Below are 17,895 nucleotides of genomic sequence, written 5' to 3' on the forward strand. Positions count from 1 at the left end.
GTCCCACGCAGAACATAAACAGTGGGATCGGTACTTCGTGTTATGTCGTGTGTGATTGATATAACAACTTCTCCGCGCCCCTGTTGGCCAATGAAGTCAATCGATTAGTTTGATTGCTTTGCAGGCTTATACGATGAAAAGTTTAATGGTGCTTGCCCTGGTGGGGGTGTCTTCCTTTGCCATGGCTGATGAAATCAACACCGCAGCGGTACAACCGGCTGTCGAACAGTATGACTACACCCAGGACCTGGATATTGCCAAAGTTATCAACTTGTCGACCATTCCCAATGTCTGTGAAGTTGTGCCGGCGACCATGACCTATGAAGACCACCACGGTCAGCGTCACACCATAGAATACCGCGCCATGGGCAGTGGTTGCAGTAACGGTTGATTGATGGTGGCGCGAGCGTTAACCGCGTTATTGTCAAAACCACCTGCAATAACGAGACCTGACCCTGGTGTCTACGGAGCCTCACGCTCCAGCAACTGGCGCTTGCGTTCCACGCCCCAACGATAGCCCGACAAGTTGCCGTCACTGCGCACCACTCGGTGGCAGGGAATGGCAACGGCCAGGCTGTTGGCTGCACACGCCTGGGCTACGGCACGCACTGCCTTGGGAGCGCCGATACGCTGGGCGATTTCTGCGTAACTGGCGGTAGTGCCAGGCGGAATCGTGCGCAATGCCTGCCACACGCGTTCCTGAAAAGCGGTGCCGCGCAAGTCCAGCGGCAGGTCCAGGCCGATGCCCGGAGTTTCGACCAGCCCCACCACCCTGGCCACCAGGGTTTCAAACGAAGCGTCTGCGCCCAGCAGGTTGGCCTTGGGGAATTTGTCCTGGAGGTCCTGCAGCAATGCTTGCGGGTCATCACCCAGCAGGATCGCGCAGATCCCTCGTTCACTTTGCGCCACCAATATCGCCCCCAACGAACACTGACCGATGGCAAAGCGGATATCGGTATTGACGCCGCCATCGCGGTAAGCCCCCGGCGTCATGCCCAGGCGCGCGTTGCTGGACTCGTAGAAGCGGCTATTGGAGTCGAAGCCGGCCTCGTACAGGGCGTCGGTGATCGTCGAAGACTGCTGCAACTGCTTGCGCACCTTGCGCGCCCGGTGGGCCGAGGCGTAGGCCTTGGGCGTGAGCCCGGTGACGGCTTTGAACACCCGGTGAAAATGAAACGGACTCATGGCCAGTTGCGCGGCCAGTTGGTTCAGGCTCGGAGCCGACTCGGCGCTTTCGATCAACTGGCAGGCACGGGTGATTTGGGTGCGGTGCTGTTCGGCCATTCGGGTCTGGTCTGCGCCCCGGCGTCTGCTCGGGCGATAACCGGCAGCTTCGGCTTGCGCCGGGGTGTCGAAAAACTCGACGTTTTCGATTCGCGGCAGCCGCGAGCTGCTGCTGGGGCGGCAGTACACACCGGTGGTACGCACCGCGTAGACAAAGTCCCGGTCGGCTGCCGGGTCGCGCGCCACGACGGCTTGCCAGCGTGGATCGGATTCGCTGATACGGGGTTTGCCCTGGTTCATGCCGATAGTCTCTTGGTGAGGGTCGATACGTTCAGGTTAGAGCGGACCGGTTGCAGAAAAACTCCGGGTCTTGCGTTCAAACTCGCGTGTTCGGCACGCGCCACAGGTACCAGGCGGCAACGGTGCGAAAGGGCTGCCAGGCCTGCCCGAGCTCGATCATCTGCCGGCGGGTGGGCTGGGCATCGAGCCCCTGCAGCCGACGGTAGCCCTCGCGCACGCCAAAGTCATCGGCCGGGAGGATGTCCATGCGCTCCAGGGTGTAGATCAACAGCATCTCCACTGTCCAGCGACCGACGCCGCGCAGGCTGACCAGGCGTTCGATCAGTTGCTCATCCTCCAGAGCCATCGCCTGCTGGTGATCCGGTACCACACCGTCGATCCGGGCCCGGGCGATGCCCTGAATGGTCGCAAGCTTGCTGGCGGAAAAGCCACAGGCCCGCAGTTGTTCCGGGGTGGTCGCCATTACCTGTGCCGGACTTGGAAAATCGCACCCCGGATACAACGCAATGAACCTGCCCAGAATCGCGTCGCCGGCTTTGACATGCAACTGCTGGTAGGCGATAGCGCGCACCAGCGCCTGGTAGGGGTCGCGGTGCGGCAAAGGTTTATGCAGGCATGGGCCGATGGCCTGCACATGCAAAGCCCAGCGCGGGTCCAGTGCGGCGAGAAATGCCTCTGCCTGGCGATAGCAATCAGTCATTGCGTCTCCATGGCCTGCGCCACGCGCTCAAGGCCCTGTTTGAGTTCGGCGCGGCTGCTGGCTGCCGACAGGCTGATGCGAATGGCCGGCAGATCGTTCTGTTTTACCGCAAACACCTCGGCCGGTACCACTTCCACGGCGTTAGCCCTGCAACGTGGCACCAGTGTCTGTGCCGGTTGCGGGCAGCTCACCCATATATGCGGTGAAGGGTGTTGGCTGTAGAGCCGCTCACTGCCGAGGATCTTGCGCGCCAGGCGCCAGCGCTGTCCCATCTCTTCACGTTGCCAGGCCAGTCGTCGCGCCGTCGTGCCATCGGCGATCCAGCGACAGGCAATGTGCAGGTTGAGCGGCGAAACCTGCCAGTGGGTTGCCTGGGCATGGGGATCGACCTTGGCCAGCAGCGGCGGGTCGGCGACGATCCAGCCCAGGCGCAAGCCGGCACCCACCGTTTTGGACAGGCTGCTGACCAGGACGCTCTGCTGGCCGAGCAGTGCCCACAGCGGCGCCTGGTCGGTCAGCGCGCCGTACACATCATCCTCGATCAGCAGCAGGCCATGACGAAGCACCACTTGGGCAACAGCGTGCTGGCGCTCGAGCCCCATGCAGGCGCCGGTGGGATTCTGCAGGCTGGGCGTGAGCACCAGCACCCGGGCGCCGGTGGCACGCGCGACGCGGTCCAGGTCGTCCGGGAGGATGCCCTGGTGATCCTGAGCCACACCGTGCAACGGCAGGCGCAGCTGGCGGCAGGCGGCCTTGATGCCCGGTGCGGTGAGGGATTCAACCAATACCGGCTCGCCGGGCTGGCACAGCGACAGCAGCAGACTGAACAGCCCTTGCTGGGCTCCGCCACATAGCAACAGCTGATCGGCGTTCAATTGCAGGCCGCGATTGGCCAGCCAGGCGGCGCCTTGCACCCGGGCCAGCAGCAGCGCTTCGGCGCTCAGGTAACGGTCCAGGCTGCGCACCTCGCCGGCGTGCAGCAAGGCGTGCAAGGTGCGCTCGATATCGTTGTTGTCGGGGTCTATCACCGGGACGTTGGTCGACAGGTCGATCAAGCCCGGTTGCAGGTGACGTTGCTTGAGGTGAAACAGCGTGGCTTCCTTGCTGCCGGCCAGCACGTAGGTGCCGCGCCCCACCTCGCCGCTGACCAGGTGGCGGGCAGCAGCTTCGCGGTAGGCCTGCTGGGTGGTGCTGGGGTTGAGTCCCAGGTTCCACGCCAGGCGTCGTTGGGGTGGCAGGCGTTCGCCGACTTTCAGCTCACCCCCCTCGATGGCGGCAGCAATGGCCTCGACCAACGCCAGGTAACGCGGCTGGTCATTGTCGGGCAGGGTAGGAGTCCACATTTATTGTTGGCCATGCAATATAGGGTTTGGCCCATACAATGCGCCGGGGCTAGGATCAGGTCAAATCCACTGCTGCCGAGGTGTTCCATGTTCGACCTGCCTGCCCTGCGCGACGCTGCCCGCCTGGTTCACGCCAGTGTGCCCGCCACCCCCCAGTACGCCTGGCCACGGCTGGCCGAGCGGCTGGGTTGCCAGGTGTGGGTCAAGCACGAGAACCATGCACCCACCGGCGCCTTCAAGGTGCGCGGCGGCTTGCTTTATGTGCAGTGGTTGCTGGCGCACAAGCCAGGCGTTCGCGGGCTGGTCACTGCCACCCGTGGCAACCACGGCCAGAGCATGGCCCTGGCGGCGCGCAATGCGGGCTTGCCGATCATCATCGTCGTACCCGAGGGCAACTCGCGGGAAAAGAACGCGGCGATGCGGGCCCTGGGCGCGGAGTTGATCGAACACGGCGCGGATTTTGACCAGTCCCGCGAAGAAGCGGCACGCCAGGCACAGCAGCACGGCTATGAAATGGTGCCGTCCTTCCATCCGCAGTTGGTACGAGGGGTGGCCACCTATGCGCTGGAACTGTTCGATGCTGTACAGGACCTGGATTGCGTGTACGTGCCCATCGGCATGGGCTCGGGCATCTGTGGGCTGATCCAGGCTCGCAACCTGCTGGGCCTGCGCACCGAAATTGTTGGCGTGGTCTCGACCGAGGCGGATGCCTTCGCCCAGAGCTTCGAGCAGGGCAACATCGTCACCACCGCCACGGCCAACACTTTCGCCGACGGCATGGCCTGTCGCATTCCGGTGCCAGAAACTTTCGACCTGGTCCGTGAGCATGCCGCCCGCATTGTCCGGGTCAGCGATGAAGAAATCGCCCAGGCCATGCGCATTTATCACGAAGACACCCACAACACCGCCGAAGGCGCTGGCGCCGCCGGTTTGGCCGCGCTGCTTCAGGAGCGCGAGCGCCAGCAGGGGCGTAAGGTGGCGGTGATCCTCAGTGGGGCCAATGTCGATCGAGCGCGGTATGCGCAGGTGCTGACGGGCCAGAGCTAAGGCAATTTCTTCCAATACAGCCAAGGCAATTGCCGCTTTAATGGCGCCTGCCTTCAACGCTGTCTCTGGAACCCTCAATGCCTTTTTCCAATGGTTTTCTTCTCAGCTTGTCACTGTGCCTGGATATCGGCATCGCCAATATCGCCATGATCACCCTGGCCATGCAGCGCGGTTTTCTGCAGGGCTTCTGGTTGGGCCTTGGCACGTGCGTGGGCGATCTGGTGTACGCCGTGGCGGCGCTGGCGGGGATGACCGTGCTGCTGCAGTTCGAGACGGTCCGCTGGGTGTTGTGGCTGGGCGGCTCGGTGTTGCTGGTGTGGTTTGCGGTCAAGATGCTGCTGGCGGCCTGGCGTGGGGAAGGCCATGTGCAGGCGGGCGAGGTGGTGGTGGAGTCGGCCTGGCGCGAGTTCGTTCGCGGGATCTTCCTGGCCATGTCTTCGCCCAGCGCGATTCTTTGGTTTGCCGCGGTGGGGGGCGTGCTGATCTCCCGCTCCGCGGGTGGCGGGGTGATGGAAGCCGGGCTGTTTCTGTCCGGCTTTTTTGCCGCCGGTCTGCTCTGGTGCCTGTCGCTGTGCCTGATCGCAAGCCATGGCGGGCGACTGCTGGGTGATCGGCTGCTGACGTGGTCGTATCTGCTTTCGGCGGCGATTTTCTGCTACTTCGCCGTCTATGTGATTGTCTCGGGCTACCGCGAATTCATCCTCGCCGTGCCCGCCGCCACAGCAGGTCTATAATCAGTCGGGGCACCCGCGCGCAGGTGCCGTCCGGCCGGAGGATCTTCGAGATGAAAGGTCTTGATGCGAAAAAGATGGCCAAGAAAAAGCCCCTGAAAACGGCTGACGAAAAACGTGCCGCCAAACGTGCCAAGCGCTCGGCAGGCAGTGGTTTTCTTCCTTAGCAATGACCAGAGCCCCGTAAGGGGCTCTTTTGTTCAGGGGCGCCGGAACGCGGCTGAGTAGGCGGTCGGGGTGACGCCCATGACCCTGCCAAACGCATTGATGAAATGGCTCTGGTCGTAGAAGCCCAGGCCCAGCGCCACATCCCTGGGGTGTGCGCCTGTGCGCAGCTGCTGACGCGCTTCGATCAGGCGCAGTTGCATGTGGTACTGCAGCGGCCCCAGGCCCCTGGCTTTTTTGAAGCAGCGCACGAAGTGAAATTTGCTCAGGCCCGCCGCGTGCGCCAGTTGTTCAAGCGTCAGGCGTTGATGCAGGTGGGCGCGCATCAGTGCCACGCTGCGTTCGATGGCCGGTGCCTGCTCACCAATGGCCGAGGGGGCCTGCTCAAACAGATTGGCCAGCAGCTGCAGCAAGGCTGCTTCTTGTTCGGCCGCTGTGTCAGCGCCGGCGAAGTCGATGATCGAACGGTACAACTCAGGTTGATGCAACACCCCTTGTGCAAAGGTCGGGCAACCGTGCCCAGGGCCGAGATTGTGCTCACGCATGATGCGTTGCAACGCGCTGATGTCCAGGTGCAGGCTGATGTACTCGACACCTTGCGGGCCGAACTCTGACGCCTGCACCGCCAGCGGGTTGTACAGCGTCACAGCACCGACTGGCACCTCCAGGTGCTTGCCGTCGAGCCAGATCTGTTCGTGCCCGGCCAGGTTGGCGCCCAGCACCAGCTCATCATGGGTGTGCCGGGGAAAACTCGCGGCGCTGGCGCGCACCCATGACGATTCGACCAGGCCGCAGGCGTGCAGGGGTTCTGCGATCAGTGTCATGGGTTGATTCCGCATCGGAGCAATTGCGACTACGCTAGCGGACGACCCAGCTGCCCTGCAATGCCCGGGCAGGCCAACGATTCATTAAAGGAGGCAATGGACATGTCCATCCCGAATCACGTTGCAATCGAACCCGTGCGAATCGAAGAGGGCCAGGCCCTGGTCATCGCAGGCATGGGTGGACGTTTCACGCAGTCCACGACCCACACCATTCCTGAATTGTGGCAGCGCTTCGAGCCGCACATCGGCCGGGTGGCCGGGCAGATCGGCGCGTACACCTACGGCGTGTGCTGCAACGCCGACGGCAAAGGCCATTTCGACTACATCGCCGGGGTGCAAGTGGAGGACGCCGAGGTATTGCCGGCCGATTTCCAGCATGTGCAGCTCAAGCCGCAGCGCTATGCGGTGTTCGAGCACCATGGCAGCGTCGAGAATCTCAAGGCGACGTTCCAGGCTATCTGGAATGACTGGTTGCCCACCTCTGGCGAGCGAGTTGCCCAGGCACCGGAGTTCGAGCGCTATGGCAAGGATTTCGATCCGTTCGATCGCCGCAGCGTGATGGAAATCTGGCTGCCACTGGAGCGGCGCAACTAAAAAAGTGACCCGGTACTGTCGATTCCTCGCACCCTGATTCGACCACTTGTGAACGCGCCGAACTGTTCGGCGCCTGACACCTGTCGAATCGCAGAGGACACGACCATGAGCAGTGCCGCCGAAACCGAGATCCGCCAGCTGATAGAACGCTGGATCCCCGCCGTCCGTGCCCGAGACATTCCCGCCATCACCGCCCCATACGCCGACGATATCGTCGCCTTCGATGCCGTAAAGGAACTGCAGTTCAAGGGCAAGGCCGCCTATAAGGCCCATTGGCAGGCCTGCATGGAGCATTGCCCCGGCGAGATGGTCTTCGAGATGGAGCAATTGCAGATCCACGCTACCCCGGAACTGGCGTTTGCCCATTGGCTCAATCGCTGTGGCCCGGGTGGGGAAGAGGGCGGCGAGGACAAGAGCTGCTATATGCGTGTAACCGTCGGCTACCAGCGTATTGGCGGGCAGTGGAAGGTCATTCATGAACACTGGTCGGCACCGTTCGATATGGAGACGGGCGCCGCGCTGTTCACGCTCAAGCCTTGAACTGAAAACGTCAACGGTTATGCCAAATCGCGCTTTCTCCGGGAGCGCGGACTGCAGCCATAGTGAGCATCTGCTGTGGAGACGACGATGAAATACCTTTGCCTGGTCTACTGTGAAGAAGGTCTGCTGCACAGCCTGCCCGACAGCCCCGCCGATGCCGAGTGCATGGCCTATGCCGAGTCGATCCAGGGCAGCGGGCGGATGCTGGCCGCCGAAGCGCTCAAGCCTGTGCAGACGGCAACCACGGTGAGGATGCGCGGAGGGCGCATGAGCCTGACCGATGGGCCTTTTGCCGAGACCAAGGAGCAACTGGCCGGTTTCTATCTGGTCGATGCCCGTGACCTGAACGAAGCGTTGAATATTGCCAAGGGAATCCCTGCCGCCCGGGTCGGCAGTGTCGAAGTGAGGCCGATCCGCGAGCTCCAACCCTGAAACGAAGGAGAACAACAAGATGAGCCTTCATCCACCAGGAACAGCGCAGCACGAGCTGTCCCTCACCCGCCTGATCGATGCACCTCGTCGCAAGGTGTTCCAGGCATGGACCGAGCCCGAGCTGCTGGCGCAGTGGTGGGGGCCCAACGGCATGACCACGCCCCTGTGCGAGATGCAGTTGTGGGTCGGGGGGCTGTTTCGCACGGTGATGCAAGCGCCAGACGGTACGGAATACCCGAACCAGGGCGTATTCCTGGAGATTGTCGCGCCTGAGCGTATTGTCTTTACCGATGCTTTCGGGCCCGGCTGGGTGCCATCGAACAAGGCCTTCATGACGGCGGTGGTGACCTTTGAAGACGTGCGCGGCAAGACCCAGTACACCGCACGCGCCTGGCACTGGAACGCTGCCGATTGCCTGGCCCATGAAGAAATGGGTTTTCATCGCGGCTGGGGCGAGAGCCTGGACCGGCTGGTGGCGCTGGTGACTACCCAGATGCCGGACTGATGGCGACGCAGGCGTTGGTACGGGCCGAGGTCGAGTCGGTCTACAAGCGGGAGTCGCGGCGAATCCTGGCAACCCTGATTCGCTTGCTGGGGGATTTCGACCTGGCCGAGGAGGCCATGCACGAAGCGTTTTTCGTGGCGGTCGAGCGTTGGCAGCGCGATGGCATCCCGGCCAACCCCCGGGCCTGGCTGGTGTCCACCGGGCGCTTCAAGGTCATCGATGGGCTGCGTCGACGTGCGCGTTTCGACCGTTCCCAGGCGCAGTTGATGATGGCCCTGGAGGTGCAGGAGGACGATCAAGTGAATGTCGAGGAGCTGGAAGACGATCGTCTGCGCCTGATCTTCACCTGTTGCCACCCAGCGCTGGCCGCCGACGCCCAGGTACCGCTCACCTTGCGTGAGGTCTGCGACTTGACCACCGAGGAGATCGCCCGGGCCTTTCTGCAGAGCCCGGCCACCATTGCCCAGCGTATTGTACGGGCCAAGGCCAAGATTCGCGATGCGAAAATCCCTTATCAGGTGCCTACGCTGGCCGAGTTGCCCGAGCGACTCGATAGCGTCTTGCGGGTGATTTATCTGGTGTTCAACGAGGGCTATTCGGCGTCATCGGGCGACAACCTGATGCGCAATGACCTCAGCGATGAAGCAATCCGCCTGGGGCGGTTGCTGCAGCAATTGCTGCCTGACCCGGAAGTGCTGGGACTGTTGGCCTTGATGCTGCTACAGGCCTCGCGACAGGCGGCGCGCAGTGATGAGCAGGGCGAGCTGATCGTGCTGGATGAGCAGGACCGCCGCTTGTGGAACCGCGCATTGATCGCCGAGGGCAGCCAGCTGGTGCAGCAGGCGCTGCGCAGTCAGCAGTTTGGGGTGTACAGCCTGCAGGCGGCGATTGCCGCTGTACACGCTGAAGCCGACAGTGCCGAGGAGACGGACTGGGAAGAGATTGTCGGTTTATACGATGCGCTGCTGCAGGGTTGGCCGTCGCCGGTAGTGGCGCTCAACCGTGCTGCGGCGCTGGCGCGGCGCGATGGTCCGGAAGTGGGATTGCAGGCGGTGGAGGCGATTCTGGCCAGCGGCCAGTTGCAGGACTATCACCTGGCCCATGCCGCCCGGGCCGAACTCTGTCGGCAACTGGGGCGGCTGGAGCAGGCGCGCGATGCGTACCAGACCGCCTTGGGCCTGACCCAGCAAGGCGCCGAGCGGCGCTTCATCGAGCGCCGCCTGAGCGAGCTGTGAACCTTAGCCGATGGAGATCGGCGGCGGGCTTACCAGGTCGACGGTCTGCTGTTTGCGGGGGGCGAGGATCTGCGCTTCGCCATCGACCACCAGCTCTTCGTTCTGGTTGAACACGCGGGTAGCGATGCGCACTTTGAACTTGGGCAGCTTCTCGAGGATTTCCAGGCGCACGGTGAGGGTGTCACCAATCTTCACCGGCTTCTGGAAAGTCATCTGCTGACCCAGGTAGATGGTGCCAGGGCCGGGCAGCTCGCACGCGACGGCGGCGCTGATCAGCGCGCCACTGAACATGCCGTGGGCAATGCGTTCCTTGAACATGCTCTTGGCGGCGAACTCGGCGTCCAGGTGTACCGGGTTGTGGTCACCGGACATCGCTGCGAACAGCTGGATGTCACGTTCTTCGACGGTCTTGCTGAAACTGGCGGTCTGCCCGACTTCAAGGGCTTCGTAAGGCGTGTTGGTGACCTGGGTCATCGTTGGGGTTCCTGCATCTGGAAACGAGGTCGGCCGTCATTCGCTGCGGGCAGGGCGGCCAAGGGCCAACGCCTGCTCCAGCCAGTCGATGATCGCGGCCGTGACCTCGTCACGGTTGGTTTCATTGAGCAGTTCATGCCGTGCCTTGGGGTACAGCTGCAACTGGACATGCTGGTTGCCGGCCAGGCGCAAGGCACCGGCCAGATCTTTCAGACGCTTGCCGGCACTGACCGGATCACATTCGCCGCCCATCACCAGAATCGGCAGGTTCGGATCGATCTGCTTGAGGTTGGCTGGCTGGCTGATTTGCTCAAGGCCCATCAGCAAGTCAATCCACAGGCGGTTGGTGCAGCGAAAGCCACACAGTGGGTCGGCGACATAGCGGTCAACCTCGGCGTTATCGCGGCTGAGCCAGTCGAACGGCGTGCGGTTGGGTTTGAAGGCCTTGTTGAATGAACCGAACGACAGCCATTCGATCAATGCACTGTGCCCCAATGGCCCCTGTCGCCAGGCTTCGAAACGGGCGATCACGCAGGCGGCGCGGTACAGCGCCGGTGGCTGGAAGTTGGAGCCGCTGAGAATGGCGCCCTGCAGGCTGGCGCCGTGGTGCATCAGGTAGGCCTGGGCAATATAGCTGCCCATGCTGTGGCCGAAGATGAAGACCGGCGTGCCGGGGTACTGCTGGCCGATGTGCTGGCTGAGCAGGCCCAGGTCGTTGACCACCGCGCTCCAACCCTTGTGCGCGGCGAACAGGCCCAGGGTGCCGAGTTCGGCGCTACGGCCGTGGCCGCGTTGGTCATGGGCGATCAGGGCAAAACCTGCGGCGCTCAAGGCTTCGCCCAGGCGCTGGTAGCGTCCGGCATGCTCGGCCATGCCATGGGCCAGCAATACCACCGCCTTGATGGGCGTGCTCGGCAGCCATTGATAGACATACAAGCTGCAATGGTCGCTGGCCGGTAGCCAGAACGCGTCGTGATGCATGGCGGGTCCTTGTGCACGCAGATCGGTGGGGTGAGCACAGTGTATAACCCAAGCACAGAATTGAAGGGCGTCTACCAACAAGATTCACAATGTAAATGACAGCGCTTGGCATATTTGCCACCTGCGACATACCTGCTAACGTCGGCAAAGCACCTTCTTCGCCAAGCAGGCAAGGGGGCCGGAACGGCTCAGGTATGAGGACAAGAATAAATGCAAGCTGATTTCTGGAATGACAAGCGCCCCGAAGGCGTTTCTTCGCACATTGACATGAATGCTTACAAGTCTGTGGTCGAAGTATTCGAACGCTCTTGCAAGAAGTTTGCTGATCGCCCGGCGTTCAGCAACCTGGGGGTGACCCTGACCTATGCCGAACTCGAACGTCACTCTGCGGCCTTCGCCGCCTACCTGCAGCAGCACACCGACCTGGTGCCGGGCGACCGCATCGCCGTGCAGATGCCCAACGTGCTGCAGTATCCCATCGCCGTATTCGGTGCCTTGCGCGCCGGGCTGATCGTGGTCAACACCAACCCGCTGTACACCGCCCGCGAGATGCGCCACCAGTTCAAGGATTCCGGTGCGCGCGCGCTGGTGTACCTGAACATGTTCGGCAAGCTGGTGCAGGAAGTGCTGCCCGACACCGGCATCGAGTACCTGATCGAAGCGAAGATGGGCGACATGCTGCCAATGGCCAAGGGCTGGCTGGTCAACACCATCGTTGCCAAGGTCAAGAAGATGGTGCCCGACTACCAGTTGCCCCAGGCCGTGCGGTTCAAGGCTGCCTTGAGCCAGGGCCGAGGCCTGGTGCCAAAGCCGGTGGCCCTGAGTCTCGACGACATCGCCGTGCTGCAGTACACCGGCGGCACCACGGGCCTGGCCAAGGGCGCGATGCTCACCCACGGCAACCTGGTGGCCAACATGCTCCAGGTTCTGGCTTGCTTCTCCCAGCACGGGCCTGACGGCCAGCGGCTGATCAGGGAAGGGCAGGAGGTGATGATCGCGCCGCTGCCGCTCTATCACATCTATGCATTCACCGCGAATTGCATGTGCATGATGGTCACCGGCAATCACAACGTGCTGATTACCAACCCGCGGGATATCGGCGGTTTCATCAAGGAGCTGAAAAAGTGGAAGTTCTCGGGGCTGCTCGGGCTCAACACCTTGTTCGTGGCGCTGATGAATCACCCCGAGTTCAAGAACCTGGATTTCTCTGCCCTCAAGGTCACCAACTCGGGCGGCACCGCCCTGGTCAAGGCCACCGCTGAGCGCTGGGAAAGCATCACGGGCTGCCGCATCGTCGAAGGCTACGGGTTGACGGAAACCTCGCCGGTGGCCAGCACCAATCCCTACGGCCAACTGGCGCGCCTGGGCACGGTGGGCATTCCGGTGCCGGGCACGGGGTTCAAGGTGATCGACGATGAGGGCAACGAGCAGCCGCTGGGCGAGCGCGGCGAGCTGTGCATCAAGGGCCCGCAGGTCATGAAGGGCTACTGGCAGCACCCGGAGGCCACCGCCGAGGCCCTGGACAGCGATGGCTGGTTCAAGACCGGCGACATCGCCGTGATCGACCCCGATGGCTTTACCCGGATTGTCGACCGCAAGAAGGACATGATCATCGTCTCGGGTTTCAACGTGTACCCGAACGAGATCGAAGAAGTGGTCATGAGCCATCCAAAGGTGGCCAACTGCGCAGTGATCGGCATTCCGGACGAGCGCTCCGGCGAGGCGGTGAAGTTGTTCGTGGTCGCGCGTGAAGGCGGCGTGAGCCTTGAGGAACTGAAGACCTACTGCAAGGCCAACTTCACCGGCTACAAGGTGCCCAAGCACATTGTGCTGCGTGACTCCTTGCCGATGACGGCGGTGGGCAAGATCCTGCGCCGCGAGCTTCGCGACATTGCCTGACGGCACGTGGTAGGAGCGGGCTTTCCCCGCGATGAAGCCGATCAATTGGCCCATCGCGGGGCAAGCCCGCTCCTGCGATTGCAGGTCTTTAGGTTTTTTACTCTAAAAATGACTATTAAATAATCAAGAGTCATTTCCGTGACTGTTCGGGCTACTTTAGCTCTAGTCGACCCTTGGCAAAGCTGCTACTCTCGGCCCGCTTCCGATTACCTGGTTTGCAATAAACCGTAATCTCATATCAATAATAATCGCATCGACTGCGGTGAAGAATTCGCTGTTGCTGGAGGAGTGGGCTTCCATGATCGAAAATTTTTGGAAGGATAAGTACCCAGCCGGGGTTGCTGCGCAAATCAATCCCGACGAGTACCCGAATATCCAGGCAGTATTGAAACAGTCCTGCCAACGCTTTGCTGACAAACCCGCCTTTAGCAACCTGGGCAAAACCATCACATACGGCGAGTTGTATGAGTTGTCGGGCGCCTTTGCCGCTTACCTGCAGCAACATACCGACCTGCAACCCGGCGATCGTATCGCCGTGCAATTGCCCAACGTGCTGCAATACCCGGTCGCCGTGTTCGGGGCCCTGCGTGCAGGCCTGATCGTGGTCAACACCAACCCGTTGTATACCGCGCGGGAAATGGAGCACCAGTTCAACGACGCCGGTGCCAAGGCGCTGGTGTGCCTGGCCAACATGGCGCACCTGGCCGAGAAGGTGGTGCCCAAGACCCAGGTCAAGCACGTTATTGTCACCGAAGTGGCCGATATGCTGCCACCGGTAAAACGCCTGTTGATCAACAGCGTGATCAAGTACGTGAAGAAAATGGTGCCGGCCTACCACCTGCCCAAGGCCGTCAAGTTCAATGATGTGCTGAGCAAAGGCGCCGGCCAGCCGGTCAAGGAAGCCAACCCCGGCAGCAATGATGTGGCCGTGCTGCAGTACACCGGCGGCACCACAGGCGTAGCCAAGGGCGCGATGCTCACCCACCGCAACCTGGTGGCCAATATGCTGCAGTGCCGCGCGCTGATGGGCTCCAACCTCAATGAAGGTTGCGAGATCCTGATCACCCCGCTGCCGCTGTATCACATCTACGCCTTCACCTTTCACTGCATGGCGATGATGCTTATCGGCAACCACAACATCCTGATCAGCAACCCGCGCGACTTGCCGGCGATGGTCAAGGAGCTGTCGAAGTGGAAGTTCAGCGGTTTTGTCGGCCTGAACACCTTGTTCGTTGCCCTGTGCAACAACGAAAACTTCCGCAAGCTGGACTTCTCGGCACTGAAAATCACCTTGTCCGGTGGCATGGCCCTGCAGATGAGCGTGGCCGATCGCTGGAAGGCGGTCACCGGTTGCGCCATTTGCGAAGGCTACGGCATGACCGAGACCAGTCCGGTGGCAACGGTCAATCCGGCCCAGCACAACCAGGTCGGCACCATCGGCATTCCCGTGCCTTCGACCCTGTGCAAGATCGTCGATGACGCCGGTACCGAATTGCCGTTGGGTGAAGTTGGCGAACTGTGCGTCAAAGGCCCGCAGGTGATGAAAGGCTACTGGCAGCGCCAGGACGCCACCAACGAGATCCTCGACAGCGAAGGCTGGCTCAAGACCGGTGACATCGCGCTGATCCAGCCGGACGGCTACATGCGCATCGTCGACCGCAAGAAAGACATGATCCTGGTCTCCGGTTTCAACGTTTATCCCAACGAGCTCGAAGATGTCTTGGCCGCATTGCCTGGCGTGCTGCAATGCGCGGCCATCGGCGTACCGGACGAGAAATCCGGTGAAGTGATCAAGCTCTTCATCGTTGCACGGCCGGGTGTGACCCTGACCAAGGAACAAGTGATGGAGCACATGCGTGCCAACGTCACCGGCTACAAGGTGCCGCGGTTCATCGAGTTCCGCGAGGCGCTGCCGACTACCAACGTCGGCAAGATCCTGCGTCGTGAGCTGCGTGATGAAGAGTTGAAGAAGCTGGGGCTGAAGAAGATCGCCTGATCGCTTCTGTGCAGGACAGTCGCGGGGCAAGCCCGCTCCTACAAACGTTGTAGGAGCGGGCTTGCCCCGCGATGCTTTTGCGCTTAGCGCAGCTTCTCGAGCATCTGGTAATACCACATCCCCGCCGCCAACAACGGATTGCCCAGCACATCGCCCATGGGCACCTTGATGTGCTTGCAGCCGGCAAACGTATCGTATTTCTCCAGCGTGCCGGTCAGGGCCTCGGCCATGATCTCGCCCATGATATGGCTGGTGGCAATGCCGTGCCCCGAATAGCCCTGGCAGTACCAGACGTTGTCTGACAGCTTGCCCAACTGCGGAATGCGGTTGACCACGATGCCCATCGCGCAACTCCACTGGAACTCGATTGGCACACCCTTGAGCGCCGGGAAGGTACGTTCGATGCACGGGCGCAGTTCGCCGGCGATATCCCGCGAGTCACGCCCTGAGTAGTTGGCGCCGCCACCGAACAGCAGGCGGCCATCGGCGGTCAGGCGGTAGTAGTCGAGCACGAAACGGCAGTCGTACACCGCCAGGTCCTGGGGGTTGATCTGCGCAGCCAGCTCGCCCAGTGGTGCAGTGGTGACGATGCCACCCATGGCCGGGAAGATCTTGCCCTTGAGCTGGCGGTTTTCCAGTTTGTGGTACACGTCGCCCGCCAGCAGGATCTGCTTGGCTTCGACCCGCCCTTGGGACGTGACGATGGCAGGGTGTTCGCCGTGGACGATATCCAGCACCTCGGAATTCTCGAAGATCAGCGCACCCAGACTGTGGGCAGCGCGGGCTTCGCCCAGGCACAAATTGAGCGGATGCAGGTGCAGGTTGCGCAGGTTCTTCAGGGCGCCCAGGTACAGCGGGCTTTGCAGGTGTTCGGCCATGTCGGCGCGATCCAGCAGTTGCACCTGATCGCCCATGCCGCGGCGCCGCGCCTCGGCCTCGAAAGCCTGCAGTTCTGTCATGTGCGAGGGCTTCATCGCTGCATGCAAATGGCCGCGCTTGAGGTCGCAGGCAATGCCGTAGCGCTCTACCCGTTGCTCGATGATCTGGTGGCCGCGCCAGCGCAGGTGCCAGATAAAGTCGTCCACCTCGTCGCCCAGCCTGTCGCGCATCTGCTTGCGCATGGCTTCATCGCCCGACAGGCTGCCGGTGACCTGGCCACCGTTGCGCCCGCTGGCGCCCCAACCAATGCGGTTGGTTTCGACGATAGCGACCTTGAGCCCGCGTTCGGCCAGTTCCACGGCGCTGGCGACACCGGTAAAGCCGCCGCCGATAATCGCCACATCAACGTTTACCGTGCCCTTGAGGGTGGGGTACTGGGTAGCGTCGTTCAGGCTGGCGGTGTAGTAGGAAGCACTGCGCTGGGCGGTGCCGGTGTTCACGGCTGCGTTCATAAAAAATCCTTGGCGCAAAAATAAAGGGATCAGGCCTGGGTCAGGTACCAGCGCCAGTCCTGTTCACCGACTTCGGCCATGAACTGACGGTACTCGGCGCGTTTGACCGCCAGGTAAACGCCGAGGAAGGCTTCACCGAACGCCTCGCGCGCCCAGCTTGAAGACTCCAGGGCCTTGAGCGAGGTCAGCCAGTCGGTGGGCAGCAGTTCCTTGGCCTGGGCATAGCCGTTGCCTTCGACCGGGGCGCCCGGGTCGAGCTGCTGGCGGATGCCGTGGTGGATACTGGCGAGGATCGCCGCTGCGGCCAGGTACGGGTTGGCATCGGCTCCGCAGATGCGGTGTTCGATATGCCGACTGTTGGCCGGGCCGCCCGGTACGCGCAGGCTCACGGTACGGTTGTCGACGCCCCAGGTCGGCGCCAGCGGTGCATAGCTGTTGGCCTGGAAGCGCCGGTACGAGTTGGCGTTGGGGCAGAACAACAGCAGCGAGTCGAGCAAGTGCTCGAGCATGCCGGCCACCGACTGGCGCAGCAGCGGGGTGCCGGCCTTGTCGTCGCTGGCGTAGAGGTTGTTGCCTTCGGCATCGGCCAGGCTCACGTGCATGTGCATGCCGGTGCCGGCCAGGTCGTCGAACGGCTTGGCCATGAAGCACGCCTGCATGCCGTGCTTGTGCGCCACGCCTTTGACCAGGCGCTTGTAGCGCACCGCCTGGTCCATCGCCAGCAGTGCATCGCCGTGCTCCAGGGTGATTTCCACCTGGCCTGGGGCGTATTCGGAAATGGCGGTACGCGCCGGAATCCCTTGGGCCTTGCAGGCGGCATACAGGTCGGCGAGGAACGGCTCGATCTGTTCCAGTTCGCGCAGGCCATACACCTGGGTACCGCGAGGGCGCCCGCCGTCGCTGTCGAGTGCCGGTTGCGGCCGACCATGGGCGTCGCGCTTCTGATCGAGCAGGTAGAACTCCAGCTCGCACGCCATGACCGGGTGGTAGCCCTCGGCCTTGAGCGCATCGATCACCTTGACCAGCAGGTGGCGCGGGTCGGCGATGGTCGCCGGCATGCCTTCGCTGGGGTGCATGCTGACCTGCACTGCGGCCGTGGGGATCTGCCGCCAGGGCAGGCGCACCAGGCTGTTTTCCAGCGGGTAGGCGCGGCAGTCGATATCGCCCACGTCCCACACCAGCCCGGAGTTCTCGACATCATCGCCATTGAGGGTCAGCCCGAGGATGGTGCTGGGCAGCGGCCGGCCGCTTTCATACACCGCCAGCAGTTCTTCGCGGTGCAGCAGCTTGCCGCGGGGCACGCCGTTGGCATCGAGGATGAACAGCTCGATCATTTCGATATCGGGGTTTTGTGCCAGGAAACTTCGGGCCTGCTCAAGGGGGGCAAATTGCATCGGGTGCTCGCTCGCGCCATCAGGCGCACAGGACTGTATTCGCCATCAGGCGACAGCCATCGACAAGGAAAGTCGGCCAGGGGTTGGCCGCACGGTTCAGTGCAGAGCGAGGCGAGTATC

General features: G+C 62.3%; 18 protein-coding genes. 10 read left to right on the forward strand and 8 right to left on the reverse strand.

What is annotated here, in order from left to right; genetic code table 11:
- The first annotated feature begins 133 nt into the window (after positions 1-133).
- Positions 134-391 carry a DUF2790 domain-containing protein gene (locus tag H621_RS0109455; RefSeq protein WP_028943156.1) on the forward strand — a complete coding sequence of 86 codons (258 nt, stop codon included), beginning with the start codon at positions 134-136 and terminating at the stop codon, positions 389-391.
- Positions 392-462: 71 nt separating this feature from the next.
- Here the strand turns inward: H621_RS0109455 and ada are convergent, their stop codons facing one another.
- The 3 genes from ada to H621_RS0109470 form a co-directional block, all read right to left on the reverse strand.
- On the reverse strand, positions 463-1,524 hold the full coding sequence (ada, locus tag H621_RS0109460) for a bifunctional DNA-binding transcriptional regulator/O6-methylguanine-DNA methyltransferase Ada (RefSeq protein WP_036989620.1): 1,062 nt from the start codon (positions 1,522-1,524) through the stop codon (positions 463-465).
- A gap of 76 nt (positions 1,525-1,600) precedes the next feature.
- A complete protein-coding gene (locus tag H621_RS0109465) occupies positions 1,601-2,224 on the reverse strand; it encodes a DNA-3-methyladenine glycosylase family protein (protein WP_028943158.1) in 624 nt (207 codons plus the stop codon).
- The gene (locus H621_RS0109470; RefSeq protein WP_028943159.1) at positions 2,221-3,567 is read right to left on the reverse strand and encodes an aminotransferase-like domain-containing protein; all 1,347 of its coding nucleotides are present in this window, start codon (positions 3,565-3,567) and stop codon (positions 2,221-2,223) included. The genes H621_RS0109465 and H621_RS0109470 overlap by 4 nt, the downstream gene beginning before the upstream one ends.
- Positions 3,568-3,654: 87 nt before the next feature.
- Between H621_RS0109470 and H621_RS0109475 the strand changes: the two genes are divergently transcribed.
- Together H621_RS0109475 and H621_RS0109480 are read left to right on the forward strand one after the other, a co-directional pair.
- The gene (locus H621_RS0109475; RefSeq protein WP_028943160.1) at positions 3,655-4,614 is read left to right on the forward strand and encodes a threonine dehydratase; all 960 of its coding nucleotides are present in this window, start codon (positions 3,655-3,657) and stop codon (positions 4,612-4,614) included.
- 77 nt (positions 4,615-4,691) lie between these two features.
- A complete protein-coding gene (locus tag H621_RS0109480; protein WP_028943161.1) occupies positions 4,692-5,348 on the forward strand; it encodes a LysE family translocator in 657 nt (218 codons plus the stop codon).
- A gap of 197 nt (positions 5,349-5,545) precedes the next feature.
- Here H621_RS0109480 and H621_RS0109490 read toward each other — a convergent pair whose 3' ends face one another.
- Positions 5,546-6,334 carry an AraC family transcriptional regulator gene (locus tag H621_RS0109490; protein ID WP_051270492.1) on the reverse strand — a complete coding sequence of 263 codons (789 nt, stop codon included), beginning with the start codon at positions 6,332-6,334 and terminating at the stop codon, positions 5,546-5,548.
- A gap of 102 nt (positions 6,335-6,436) precedes the next feature.
- On the opposite strand from H621_RS0109490, the gene H621_RS0109495 reads away from it, so the two are divergent.
- The 5 genes from H621_RS0109495 to H621_RS0109515 all read left to right on the forward strand — a co-directional run bounded on the left by H621_RS0109495 (position 6,437) and on the right by H621_RS0109515 (position 9,640).
- Positions 6,437-6,928, forward strand: coding sequence for a GyrI-like domain-containing protein (locus H621_RS0109495; RefSeq protein WP_051270494.1), 492 nt, complete (start codon positions 6,437-6,439; stop codon positions 6,926-6,928).
- A 105-nt stretch (positions 6,929-7,033) separates the two neighbouring features.
- On the forward strand, positions 7,034-7,468 hold the full coding sequence (locus tag H621_RS0109500; protein WP_028943164.1) for a YybH family protein: 435 nt from the start codon (positions 7,034-7,036) through the stop codon (positions 7,466-7,468).
- 87 nt (positions 7,469-7,555) lie between these two features.
- Positions 7,556-7,900: a YciI family protein gene (locus H621_RS0109505; protein ID WP_028943165.1), complete on the forward strand. Its 345-nt coding sequence runs from the start codon at positions 7,556-7,558 to the stop codon at positions 7,898-7,900.
- Positions 7,901-7,919: 19 nt separating this feature from the next.
- On the forward strand, positions 7,920-8,405 hold the full coding sequence (locus H621_RS0109510; RefSeq protein WP_028943166.1) for an SRPBCC family protein: 486 nt from the start codon (positions 7,920-7,922) through the stop codon (positions 8,403-8,405).
- Positions 8,405-9,640 carry an RNA polymerase sigma factor gene (locus H621_RS0109515; RefSeq protein WP_028943167.1) on the forward strand — a complete coding sequence of 412 codons (1,236 nt, stop codon included), beginning with the start codon at positions 8,405-8,407 and terminating at the stop codon, positions 9,638-9,640. Before H621_RS0109510 ends, H621_RS0109515 begins: the two co-directional genes overlap by 1 nt.
- Before the next feature lie 3 nt (positions 9,641-9,643).
- Here the strand turns inward: H621_RS0109515 and H621_RS0109520 are convergent, their stop codons facing one another.
- Positions 9,644-10,114, reverse strand: coding sequence for a MaoC family dehydratase (locus tag H621_RS0109520; protein WP_028943168.1), 471 nt, complete (start codon positions 10,112-10,114; stop codon positions 9,644-9,646).
- A 36-nt stretch (positions 10,115-10,150) separates the two neighbouring features.
- Positions 10,151-11,095: an alpha/beta hydrolase gene (locus tag H621_RS0109525; protein WP_028943169.1), complete on the reverse strand. Its 945-nt coding sequence runs from the start codon at positions 11,093-11,095 to the stop codon at positions 10,151-10,153.
- Between the two features lie 210 nt (positions 11,096-11,305).
- On the opposite strand from H621_RS0109525, the gene fadD2 reads away from it, so the two are divergent.
- Positions 11,306-12,994 carry a long-chain-fatty-acid--CoA ligase FadD2 gene (fadD2, locus tag H621_RS0109530; RefSeq protein WP_028943170.1) on the forward strand — a complete coding sequence of 563 codons (1,689 nt, stop codon included), beginning with the start codon at positions 11,306-11,308 and terminating at the stop codon, positions 12,992-12,994.
- A 298-nt stretch (positions 12,995-13,292) separates the two neighbouring features.
- Entirely contained in the window at positions 13,293-14,990 is a 1,698-nt protein-coding gene (gene fadD1, locus H621_RS0109535) for a long-chain-fatty-acid--CoA ligase FadD1 (protein WP_028943171.1), read from the forward strand.
- Between the two features lie 83 nt (positions 14,991-15,073).
- Here the strand turns inward: fadD1 and H621_RS0109540 are convergent, their stop codons facing one another.
- Both H621_RS0109540 and H621_RS0109545 read right to left on the reverse strand, forming a co-directional pair.
- Positions 15,074-16,381 (reverse strand): NAD(P)/FAD-dependent oxidoreductase, encoded by a 1,308-nt coding sequence (locus H621_RS0109540; RefSeq protein ID WP_028943172.1) that lies wholly within the window; start codon positions 16,379-16,381, stop codon positions 15,074-15,076.
- Between the two features lie 29 nt (positions 16,382-16,410).
- Positions 16,411-17,775: a glutamine synthetase family protein gene (locus H621_RS0109545; protein ID WP_028943173.1), complete on the reverse strand. Its 1,365-nt coding sequence runs from the start codon at positions 17,773-17,775 to the stop codon at positions 16,411-16,413.
- Between the last annotated feature and the right edge of the window lie 120 nt (positions 17,776-17,895).

The organism is Pseudomonas vranovensis DSM 16006 (genome assembly GCF_000425805.1).
GTDB classification, from domain to species: Bacteria; Pseudomonadota; Gammaproteobacteria; order Pseudomonadales; family Pseudomonadaceae; genus Aquipseudomonas; species Aquipseudomonas vranovensis.

Bases quoted from the DNA above. Each gene is read 5' to 3' on its own strand.
- H621_RS0109455 (WP_028943156.1), top strand. From the start codon at position 134: ATGAAAAGTTTAATGGTGCTTGCCCTGGTGGGGGTGTCTTCCTTTGCC.
- ada (WP_036989620.1), bottom strand. From the start codon at position 1,524: ATGAACCAGGGCAAACCCCGTATCAGCGAATCCGATCCACGCTGGCAA.
- H621_RS0109465 (WP_028943158.1), bottom strand. From the start codon at position 2,224: ATGACTGATTGCTATCGCCAGGCAGAGGCATTTCTCGCCGCACTGGAC.
- H621_RS0109470 (WP_028943159.1), bottom strand. From the start codon at position 3,567: ATGTGGACTCCTACCCTGCCCGACAATGACCAGCCGCGTTACCTGGCG.
- H621_RS0109475 (WP_028943160.1), top strand. From the start codon at position 3,655: ATGTTCGACCTGCCTGCCCTGCGCGACGCTGCCCGCCTGGTTCACGCC.
- H621_RS0109480 (WP_028943161.1), top strand. From the start codon at position 4,692: ATGCCTTTTTCCAATGGTTTTCTTCTCAGCTTGTCACTGTGCCTGGAT.
- H621_RS0109490 (WP_051270492.1), bottom strand. From the start codon at position 6,334: ATGACACTGATCGCAGAACCCCTGCACGCCTGCGGCCTGGTCGAATCG.
- H621_RS0109495 (WP_051270494.1), top strand. From the start codon at position 6,437: ATGTCCATCCCGAATCACGTTGCAATCGAACCCGTGCGAATCGAAGAG.
- H621_RS0109500 (WP_028943164.1), top strand. From the start codon at position 7,034: ATGAGCAGTGCCGCCGAAACCGAGATCCGCCAGCTGATAGAACGCTGG.
- H621_RS0109505 (WP_028943165.1), top strand. From the start codon at position 7,556: ATGAAATACCTTTGCCTGGTCTACTGTGAAGAAGGTCTGCTGCACAGC.
- H621_RS0109510 (WP_028943166.1), top strand. From the start codon at position 7,920: ATGAGCCTTCATCCACCAGGAACAGCGCAGCACGAGCTGTCCCTCACC.
- H621_RS0109515 (WP_028943167.1), top strand. From the start codon at position 8,405: ATGGCGACGCAGGCGTTGGTACGGGCCGAGGTCGAGTCGGTCTACAAG.
- H621_RS0109520 (WP_028943168.1), bottom strand. From the start codon at position 10,114: ATGACCCAGGTCACCAACACGCCTTACGAAGCCCTTGAAGTCGGGCAG.
- H621_RS0109525 (WP_028943169.1), bottom strand. From the start codon at position 11,095: ATGCATCACGACGCGTTCTGGCTACCGGCCAGCGACCATTGCAGCTTG.
- fadD2 (WP_028943170.1), top strand. From the start codon at position 11,306: ATGCAAGCTGATTTCTGGAATGACAAGCGCCCCGAAGGCGTTTCTTCG.
- fadD1 (WP_028943171.1), top strand. From the start codon at position 13,293: ATGATCGAAAATTTTTGGAAGGATAAGTACCCAGCCGGGGTTGCTGCG.
- H621_RS0109540 (WP_028943172.1), bottom strand. From the start codon at position 16,381: ATGAACGCAGCCGTGAACACCGGCACCGCCCAGCGCAGTGCTTCCTAC.
- H621_RS0109545 (WP_028943173.1), bottom strand. From the start codon at position 17,775: ATGCAATTTGCCCCCCTTGAGCAGGCCCGAAGTTTCCTGGCACAAAAC.